This is a genomic window from Streptomyces sp. NPDC002536 (assembly GCF_053594995.1).
In genome coordinates, this window is the sequence record NZ_JBSFWU010000042.1 from 49,391 (window position 1) to 58,809 (window position 9,419).

A 9,419-nucleotide genomic window follows, 5' to 3' on the forward strand; every position below is an offset into this window, starting at 1 on the left:
AACCATTCCGCGACCCGGGACCGGGTCGCTCGGCAGAAAACGGCAGAAAGCACCTCATGGGTCTCACCAGCATGGCGGTTCTGCTGCTCGCCATCGTGGCAGCAGTACTGCTCTTCGCTCTGACCATCTGGCTCTGGCCCCGCCTGGGCAGGAAGAGCGTCGGAGGCGTCCTGGGCCGGGTCGGCATGTTGCTCGCCACCCAGCTGACCATGTTCGCCGCCATCGGGCTGTGGGCGAACCAGTCCTTCGGCTTCTTCGCCTCCTGGGCCGACCTCTTCGGCCTGGAGAAGGGCGAGGGCGTGGTCGTCGACCACAGCGCCGCCCACACGCCGGTCCAGGTCGTCGGCGTCGCGCAGATCAAGGGCCACGGCACGGTGCCGCGCATCGCGGGCAAGGTCGAGAAGGTCAATGTCCGGGGCGTCGAGTCCAAGATCAGCAGCCCGGCCTACGTCTACCTGCCGCCGGAGTACTTTCAGCCCCAGTACGCCCACAAGACCTTTCCCGCCTCGGTCGTGCTGACCGGTTTCCCGGGCACCGCGGAGGCGCTCTACAAGGGCCTGCACTACCCGCAGACCGCGCAGAAGCTGGCCAAAGAGAAGAAGATGCAGCCCACCATCCTGGTGATGATGCGGCCGACCGTCGCCCCGCCCCGGGACACGGAGTGCATCGACATACCCAACGGCCCCCAGACCGAGACCTTCTTCACCAAGGACCTGCGCAAGGCGCTGTCCCAGCAGTACCGGATCGGCGACAAGGCCGCCAACTGGGGCATGATCGGCGACTCGACCGGCGGCTACTGCGCGCTGAAGTTCGCCATGCGCCACCCCGACTCCTACGGCGCCGCGGCCGCGCTGTCCGGCTACTACAAGGCCCTCCAGGACCCGACCACCGGTGACCTCTTCGGCGGCAGCAAGAAGCTGGAGAAGGAGAACGACCTGTTCTGGCGGCTGAAGAACGAGCCGCTTCCGCCCGTCTCGCTGCTGGTGACCAGCAGCAAGCAGGGCGAGCACAACTACGCGGACACGATGAAGTTCATCGGCCTGGCGGCCAAGAAGCCGACCCGGGTCTCGTCGATGATCCTCGACAGCGGCGGCCACAACTTCAACACGTGGCGCCGGGAGATCCCCGGCACGCTGCAGTGGATGGGCAGCCGGCTCTCCGCCTGACGGCCACCTCGGGGCGCCCGGTTCCGGGCGCCCCGCCGCGCTCAGCGGGACGACATGATCAGGCTCATCGCCTCGGCGCGCGTCGCGGGGTCGCGCAGCTGGCCCCGGACCGCGGACGTGAGCGTCTTGGCCCCGGGCTTCCGGATGCCCCGCATGGACATGCACATGTGCTCGCACTCGATCACGACGACGACGCCGCGCGGTTCGAGGATCTCCATCAGCGAGTCGGCGATCTGCGTCGTCAGCCGCTCCTGCACCTGAGGGCGGCGGGCGTAGACGTCCACCAGCCTGGCCAGCTTCGACAGGCCCGTGATCTTGCCGCTCGTCGCCGGGATGTACCCGACGTGCGCCACTCCGTGGAACGGCACCAGGTGGTGCTCGCAGGTGCTGTAGACCTCGATGTCGCGGACCAGCACCATCTCGTCGTGGCCCAGGTCGAAGGTCGTCGTCAGCACGTCCTGCGGCTCCTGCCACAGGCCGGCGAATATCTCCTTGTACGCGCGCGCCACCCGGGCCGGCGTCTCGCGCAGCCCCTCCCGGTCCGGATCCTCCCCGACCGCGATCAGCAGTTCTCGGACGGCGTTCTCGGCCCGCTTCTCGTCGAATCCGCCGACGGAGTGCTCGGCGTCCAGCGTCACCGGGTCGGTCATGGAGTTGCCTCGTTCTCTCGGTTCTCTACTGCGCGACGGCGTGTGTGCACGCGTGCGGATCGGGAGAAAAGCACGATGCCGCGCCCCCAAGGCTAAAACCTGGGTGACGCGGCATCCATTCCGGGCCCCGGGGGGCCGGGCGGATCAGCCCTCGGTGCCGGGGCCGTCCTGCGGGAGCTCGACCTTCTCCATGGTCACTCCGCCGTTGCTCGGCGCGAGCTCCTTCGGGGAGAGCACCGGCGGGCGGGTGGACGGGGTCCGGCGGGAGGAGCCGGTCCAGGCCGGGCGGGCCGGGCGCTTGACCACGTGCCGGAAGATCTCGGCGATCTCCTCCTTGTTCAGCGTCTCCTTCTCCAGGAGGGCCAGAACGAGGTTGTCGAGCACGTCACGGTTCTCGACGAGGATCTCCCAGGCCTCGTTGTGCGCGGTCTCGATCAGCTTCTTGACCTCTTCGTCGACCAGCGCGGCGACCTCTTCCGAGTAGTCGCGCTGGTGCGACATCTCGCGGCCCAGGAAGGGCTCGGAGTTGTCGGAGCCGAACTTGATCGCGCCGAGGCGCTCGGTCATGCCGTACTGGGTGACCATCGCACGGGCCGTGGCCGTGGCCTTCTCGATGTCGTTGGCCGCACCCGTGGTCGGGTCGTGGAAGACCAGCTCCTCGGCCGCGCGGCCGCCCAGCATGTAGGCCAGCTGGTCGAGCATCTCGTTGCGCGTGGTCGAGTACTTGTCCTCGTCCGGCAGGACCATGGTGTAGCCCAGCGCACGGCCGCGGGACAGGATCGTGATCTTGTGCACCGGGTCGGAGTTCGGGGAGGCCGCCGCGACCAGGGCGTGTCCGCCCTCGTGGTACGCGGTGATCTTCTTCTCCTTGTCCGACATGATCCGGGTCCGCTTCTGCGGGCCGGCCACGACGCGGTCGATCGCCTCGTCCAGCATGTGGTTGTCGATCAGCTTCTTGTCGCTGCGGGCCGTCAGCAGGGCGGCCTCGTTCAGCACGTTCGACAGATCGGCACCGGTGAAGCCGGGGGTCCGGCGGGCGACGGCCGCGAGGTCGACGTCCGGGGCGACCGGCTTGCCCTTCTGGTGGACCTTGAGGATCTCCAGACGGCCCTGCATGTCCGGGCGGTCGACGGCGATCTGCCGGTCGAAGCGGCCCGGGCGCAGCAGCGCCGGGTCGAGGATGTCGGGCCGGTTGGTGGCCGCGATCAGGATGACGCCGCCCTTGACGTCGAAGCCGTCCATCTCGACGAGCAGCTGGTTCAGCGTCTGCTCGCGCTCGTCGTGACCGCCGCCGAGGCCCGCACCGCGGTGCCGGCCGACGGCGTCGATCTCGTCGACGAAGACGATGGCCGGGGCGTTGGCCTTGGCCTGCTCGAACAGGTCACGGACCCGGGAGGCACCCACACCGACGAACATCTCGACGAAGTCGGAGCCGGAGATCGAGTAGAACGGCACGCCCGCCTCGCCGGCGACGGCGCGCGCGAGCAGCGTCTTGCCCGTACCGGGCGGGCCGTAGAGCAGCACACCCTTGGGGATCTTGGCGCCGACGGCCTGGAACTTGGCGGGCTCCTGCAGGAACTCCTTGATCTCGTGGAGCTCCTCGACGGCCTCGTCCGCACCGGCCACGTCGGAGAAGGTGGTCTTCGGGGTGTCCTTGGTGATCAGCTTGGCCTTGGACTTCCCGAAGTTCATCACCCGGGAGCCGCCGCCCTGCATCTGATTCATCAGGAACAGGAACACCACGACGATCAGGACGAAGGGCAGCAGCGAGAGCAGCACACCGATGAACGGGTTCTGCTTCGACGTCGAGACGTTGTACCCGTCGGGCAGCGTCTTCGGGTCGTCGTCATCGGCCTTGGCCTGCAGATCCTTGGAGATCTCGACGCCCTGGTCGCCGATGTAGTTCGCCTGGATCTTGCTGGAGCCCTTGACCTTCACACCGTCTTTGAGCTCAACCTTGATCTTGTTCTCGTCGCCGGTCGTCAGCTCGGCCGACTTCACCTGGTTCTTGTCGATCGCATGGATGACTTGACTGGTGTCCACCGACTTGTAGCCGCCGGACGAGCCGACGACCTGCATCAACACGACCACGGCGAGGACGGCCAGCACGATCCACATGACTGGCCCACGGAAGTAGCGCTTCACGTCCATCCATACGGGGCGCGTGCGCCCCGTCCCTCCTGCCACAGTGAGGCACGGTCATCCCGGTGCGGGATGCCAGTGCGTGCGGTGTCCTAGTCGACCTTGAAAGCTTGAAAAGAAAAGACTTACCTTCGGACGGTACCCCAGCATTGTCACCCGATGCCGCCGGAGACGGTCAACAAAGCCGTCCTGCCCTGCTCCAACGGCGGGAACCCGGCAAGGGTTCCCGCACGGCCGCAGGGCCCGGTGGTGCCGGGGCCGCCCGCGTTCAGCCGCCGTAGACGTGCGGCGCGAGCGTGCCCACGAAGGGCAGGTTGCGGTACTTCTCCGCGAAGTCGAGACCATAACCGACGACGAACTCGTTCGGAATGTCGAAGCCGACCCACTTGACGTCGATGGCCACCTTGGCGGCCTCCGGCTTGCGCAGCAGGGTCACGACGTTGAGCGAGGCGGGCTCGCGCGAACCCAGGTTCGACAGCAGCCACGACAGCGTCAGGCCGGAGTCGATGATGTCCTCGACGATCAGGACGTGCTTGCCCTTGATGTCGGTGTCGAGGTCCTTGAGGATGCGCACCACGCCGGAGGACTGGGTGCCCGCGCCGTACGAGGACACCGCCATCCAGTCCATGGTGACGGGGTTGGACAGGGCACGCGCCAGGTCCGCCATCACCATCACGGCGCCCTTGAGGACGCCGACGATGAGCAGGTCCTTGCCCGCGTACTCCACGTCGATCTTCGCGGCCAGCTCTGCCAGCTTCGCGTCGATCTCTTCCTTGGTGATGAGCACCGACTTCAGGTCGGTGCCCATGTCCTTGTCGTCCACCCGCGCCACTCTCGCTTGGTTAAGGCTCATCTGGCTTCCGGAAGACCGGCTCCGAGGTCCGCTCGGCACCGTTCGGATCAGCCCTGCCGAAGGACCAGTCTGCCACCCTGCCTGCGAACCGCGACGCGCCCGGGCAGGTTGATCGCTCCTTGGCCGCGCCAGCCGGTGATCAGCCGGTCGACTTCCTCGATGTGCCGGGCGAAGAGCGAACCGGCCGGAGAGCCCGCCTCGATGACCGCGCGGCGGATGACCCGGCGGCGCACCGCGGGGGGCAGGGCGAAGAGCCCCGCGACCTCCAGGCCGCCGGCGTCGTCCCGTACGGACGGCTCCACGGCGGCCGCCCAGGAGTCGAGGGCGTCGGCGTCGTCCCGGGAGAGCTGGGCGGTGCGGGCGAGGGCCTCGACGACGCCCTTGCCCAGGGCCTTCTCCAGGACGGGCAGGGCCTCGTGGCGGACCCGGGAGCGGGTGTAGGCGGGGTCGACGTTGTGCGGGTCGTCCCAGACGGGCAGCGACTGGACCAGGCACGCCTTGCGGGCCGTCTGGCGGTCCAGGCCCAGGAAGGGCCGCCGGTAGCGGCCGCCGACGCCGGAGGCGGTGGCCATGCCGGACAGGGAGCGGATGCCGGATCCGCGGGCCAGCCCCAGCAGCACCGTCTCCGCCTGGTCGTCGCGGGTGTGGCCGAGGAGGACGGCGGCGGCGCCGTACCGGTCGGCGACGGCGTCGAGGGCGGCGTAGCGCGCGTCACGGGCGGCGGCCTCGGGACCGCCGTCCCTGCCGACCGTCACCGTCACGGTCTCCACGGGGTCCAGGCCGAAGGAGGCGAGCCGGATCGCGACCTCCGAGGCCCGGAGGTCGGATCCCTCCTGGAGGCCGTGGTCGACGGTCACGCCGCCGGCCCGGACGCCGAGCCGGGGGGCTTCGAAGGCGAGGGCGGAGGCGAGCGCCATGGAGTCGGCGCCGCCGGAGCAGGCGACCAGGACGAGCGGCGACCGGTCACCGGCGGCGGAGGGGACGGAGGCGGGCGGCGTCAGGGTGAGGACGTCGTGGAGTACGCGGCGGACCGCCAGGCGTATCGCCGCGACCGCGGGGTGTGGACCCATGTCCGTGTGTCCAATCATTCCATTGGAGGGGGGTGCGGGAGCCGCACGACTGCAGTACTGGCCCCCGGGTTCCGTCACGCTGTGTGCGTCGATGGTGACAGAGATGAGCCTTTACCCGAGCATCGCACGCCCACCCTTGGCACACGGTCCCTCGGACGGGTGATTACGGGAGCGTTCATCCGTCACGGGGCGCGATCGGCTCACCCCTCGGGATGCCGGTGCACCCGCGCGATCCAGTCCGCCGGTTTGGCGATCTCGGCCTTGGTGGGCAGCGTGTTCGGGGACGTCCACACGCGGTTGAAGCCCTCCATGCCGACCTCGTCCACGACGGCCCGGACGAAACGCTCACCATCACGGTACTGCCGCAGCTTGGCGTCCAGGCCCAGCAGCTTGCGCAGGGCCGCGTCCAGGCGGCCGGCACCGGTGGCCCGGCGCTTCTGGAACTTCTCCCGGATCTCGACGACGGAAGGTACGACGCGCGGCCCGACCCCGTCCATCACATAATCGGCGTGCCCCTCCAGCAGGGACATCACGGCCGTCAGACGGCCCAGGATCTCGCGCTGGGCGGGCGTCTGGACCAGCTCCACGATGCTGCGGCCCGCGCGGCCCTCCCCGTCCTCCTCCGGCGGCCTGCCGCCCGCCAGCGACTGCGCGGCCTCGCGGATCCGCTCCAGCAGCGTGACCGGGTCGACCTCGGTCTCGCCGAGGAACGCCTGGATCTCGCCCTCGATGTGGTCGCGCAGCCAGGGCACCGCCGTGAACTGGGTGCGGTGCGTCTCCTCGTGCAGGCACACCCACAGCCGGAAGTCGTGCGGGTCCACCTCCAGCTCGCGCTCGACCTGGACGATGTTGGGAGCCACCAGCAGCAGCCGGCCGCCGCCCGCCGGGGAGCCCGGCAGGTCCCGGGTGCCCGGGGCGAACGTCTCGTACTGGCCCAGCACGCGCGAGGCCAGGAACGACAGCAGCATGCCGAGCTCGACCCCGGTCACCTTGCCGCCGACCGCGCCCAGGACGGCGCCGCCGGGCACATTGCCGCGGCGGTCCTGCATCTTCTCCAGCAGCGGGCCCAGGATCGCGCGGAAACCCGCGACGTTGGCTTGGACCCAGCCGGCCCGGTCCACGACCAGGACCGGGGTGTCGGCGCCCTCCCCCGCCGACGTCATCCGCGTGAACTCCCGGACGTGCCGCTCCGAGGCCTTCGCGTGCCGCCGCAGCTCCGCAACGACCTCGCGCGCCTCCTCCCGGCTGACCTCGGGCCCCGGCTTCACCAGGCGCGTCGCGGTGGCCACCGCGAGCTTCCAGTCGACCATCTCCGCATCACCGATGCTCGTCATGGCTTTCACGGTACGTGCTGCGCACGGCCGAGGTGGAGGGGTTACCCCGCCCCTGCGGGGCGGCAGCCGCACCCCGCCAGGGTGGACGCCAGGTGGTCCAGGGCACGCTGGGCGGCGTCCGGATCCGCCGTGCCGCCCGCCATGAAGGCGAACGTCAGCAGCCGTCCGTCGGCGTCGACCACCGTGCCCGCCAGGGTGTTCACGCCTGTCAGGGTGCCCGTCTTGGCCCGGACCACGCCCCTGCCGCCGTCGCCGGAGGCGTACCGGTCGCGCAGGGTGCCCGTGAAGCCGGCCACGGGAAGGCCCGTGAGGAGCGGGCGGAGTTCGGGGTGGGCGGGGTCCGCGGCGCGGGCGAGGATCCGGGAGAGCAGGGCCGCCGGGACCTGGTCCGTGCGGTCCAGGCCGCTGCCGTCCGCGATCCTGGCCGGGCCGGACGGCAGTCCCAGCCTCCCCAGCCGGTCCGTGACCGCCTTCGCCGCGCCCTCGAAGCTCGCCGGCTGCCCGGAGGCGAGCGCGGTCTGCCGGGCGAGCGCCTCGGCGATGTCGTTGTCGCTGTTGGTCAGCGCCCGTTCGACCAGTGCCGACAGCGGTGCGGAGGAGACCGCCGCGATGCGCTGCGCGGACGCGTCCGCGCGGGCCTCCGCCGGGTCGCCGTCGACCTCGACGCCCCGCTCGTGCAGCAGCCCGGCGAACTTGCGGGCCGCATCGCCCGCCGGGTCCGCCGAGCGCTCGGCGGGGCCCTTGTCCGAGCCGTCCAGGCGGCCCTCGTCCACCATCAGGGCGGTGACGGGCGCGATGTTGTCGTTGGGCCCGATCGAGTGCAGTACGGGACCGGAGTAGCGCGAGGTGTCGTACGCCAGCTTCGTACGGCTCGTCCCCCGCGCCTTGAGCGCCTTCGCCGTAGCGTCCGCCAGGTCGCGCAGGCTCGCGAACCGCGGCCCCTCGCCCTGCGCGGGGAGCGCCGTCAGCGTCGAGTCGCCGCCGCCCACGAGGACGATGCCGTCGGATCCCGCCGCCACCACCGTGGTCTCGATGCGGTGCTCCGGACCGAGCGCGGAGAGCGCGGCGGCCGCCGTGGCGAGCTTGATCGTGGAGGCGGGGGTGTACGCGACGTCCTGCCCGGTGCCGTAGAGCTCGTCACCGGACTGCACGTCGACGACGGACGCCGAATGCGTCGCCCCCAGCGCGGAATCCTGCAGCAGCGGTTCCAGTGCCGCGGCGAGCGCCTCCCGGGCCGGCGGCCGGCCCGCGCCGAGCGCCACCAGCACGGGCGGCGCGGAACCGGAACCGGAGGACGGGTCTCCGGCAGCGTGACGCTCGCCACCTGCTCGCGCAGCGGCAGCCGCCCGCTCCCGTTCGGCCTTACGCTGACCCGAGTCCCAGGGACCGGCGGCCACCACCGCGCCGGTCGCGACCACGAGACCCGCGACGGTGGACGCCGCGACGAACCGAACCGTACGGCGCTGCGCTCGGGGGATGTTCCGCCACCGCCCGGCTTGCCGTCGCAGCACCTCGGGCACCATGGACCAGCCCCTTTCGCCACCACACCACTGCGTGGGGGACACTTAATCACCGCATCACCAGACGTATGTGTTGATCATGAAGGAGCCACCCGTGGAGTTCGACGTCACCATCGAGATCCCGAAGGGTTCGCGGAACAAGTACGAGGTGGACCACGAGACCGGTCGCATCCGTCTGGACCGCCGACTCTTCACCTCGACCAGCTACCCGGCCGACTACGGCTTCGTCGAGAACACCCTCGGCGAGGACGGCGACCCGCTGGACGCCCTGGTCATCCTCGACGAGCCGACGTTCCCCGGCTGCCTCATCAAGTGCCGCGCCATCGGCATGTTCCGCATGACGGACGAGGCCGGCGGCGACGACAAGCTGCTGTGCGTCCCGGCGAACGACCCGCGCGTGGAGCACCTGCGCGACATCCACCACGTGTCGGAGTTCGACCGCCTGGAGATCCAGCACTTCTTCGAGGTCTACAAGGACCTCGAGCCCGGCAAGTCCGTCGAGGGTGCCGACTGGGTCGGCCGCGCCGAGGCCGAGGCCGAGATCGAGGCCTCCTACAAGCGCCTTGAGGCCGCGGGCGGCGCCCACCACTGATCCTGCGGATCGCTCGGCGGTGCGGTGCGGTGCCGGGTAACCCCGGGACCGCACCGCCGTCGGTTGCGCCCCGTCAGGGGCGCGGGGAACTG

At 70.4% G+C, this 9,419-nt stretch carries 8 protein-coding genes; 2 read left to right on the forward strand and 6 right to left on the reverse strand.

Annotated elements, in window-relative coordinates; translation table 11 throughout:
- Nucleotides 1-56: 56 nt before the first annotated feature.
- On the forward strand, nucleotides 57-1,166 hold the full coding sequence (locus tag ACWD4B_RS17565) for an alpha/beta hydrolase (RefSeq protein WP_451421563.1): 1,110 nt from the start codon (nucleotides 57-59) through the stop codon (nucleotides 1,164-1,166).
- A gap of 41 nt (nucleotides 1,167-1,207) precedes the next feature.
- Here the strand turns inward: ACWD4B_RS17565 and folE are convergent, their stop codons facing one another.
- The 6 genes from folE to dacB form a co-directional block, all read right to left on the reverse strand.
- Entirely contained in the window at nucleotides 1,208-1,816 is a 609-nt protein-coding gene (gene folE / locus ACWD4B_RS17570) for a GTP cyclohydrolase I FolE (RefSeq protein ID WP_451421564.1), read from the reverse strand.
- 144 nt (nucleotides 1,817-1,960) lie between these two features.
- Nucleotides 1,961-3,967: an ATP-dependent zinc metalloprotease FtsH gene (gene ftsH, locus ACWD4B_RS17575; protein ID WP_390776860.1), complete on the reverse strand. Its 2,007-nt coding sequence runs from the start codon at nucleotides 3,965-3,967 to the stop codon at nucleotides 1,961-1,963.
- 259 nt (nucleotides 3,968-4,226) lie between these two features.
- Nucleotides 4,227-4,766, reverse strand: a complete 540-nt coding sequence (hpt, locus tag ACWD4B_RS17580; protein WP_171083878.1) for a hypoxanthine phosphoribosyltransferase — start codon at nucleotides 4,764-4,766, stop codon at nucleotides 4,227-4,229.
- A gap of 92 nt (nucleotides 4,767-4,858) precedes the next feature.
- Complete coding sequence (gene tilS, locus ACWD4B_RS17585) at nucleotides 4,859-5,881, reverse strand: tRNA lysidine(34) synthetase TilS (protein ID WP_336410732.1); 1,023 nt, start codon at nucleotides 5,879-5,881, stop codon at nucleotides 4,859-4,861.
- A 200-nt stretch (nucleotides 5,882-6,081) separates the two neighbouring features.
- The gene (locus ACWD4B_RS17590; protein ID WP_451421565.1) at nucleotides 6,082-7,215 is read right to left on the reverse strand and encodes a zinc-dependent metalloprotease; all 1,134 of its coding nucleotides are present in this window, start codon (nucleotides 7,213-7,215) and stop codon (nucleotides 6,082-6,084) included.
- Nucleotides 7,216-7,256: 41 nt separating this feature from the next.
- A complete protein-coding gene (gene dacB, locus ACWD4B_RS17595) occupies nucleotides 7,257-8,738 on the reverse strand; it encodes a D-alanyl-D-alanine carboxypeptidase/D-alanyl-D-alanine endopeptidase (RefSeq protein WP_451421566.1) in 1,482 nt (493 codons plus the stop codon).
- Nucleotides 8,739-8,829: 91 nt separating this feature from the next.
- Between dacB and ACWD4B_RS17600 the strand changes: the two genes are divergently transcribed.
- Nucleotides 8,830-9,327 carry an inorganic diphosphatase gene (locus ACWD4B_RS17600; protein ID WP_087926944.1) on the forward strand — a complete coding sequence of 166 codons (498 nt, stop codon included), beginning with the start codon at nucleotides 8,830-8,832 and terminating at the stop codon, nucleotides 9,325-9,327.
- Nucleotides 9,328-9,419 lie beyond the last annotated feature (92 nt).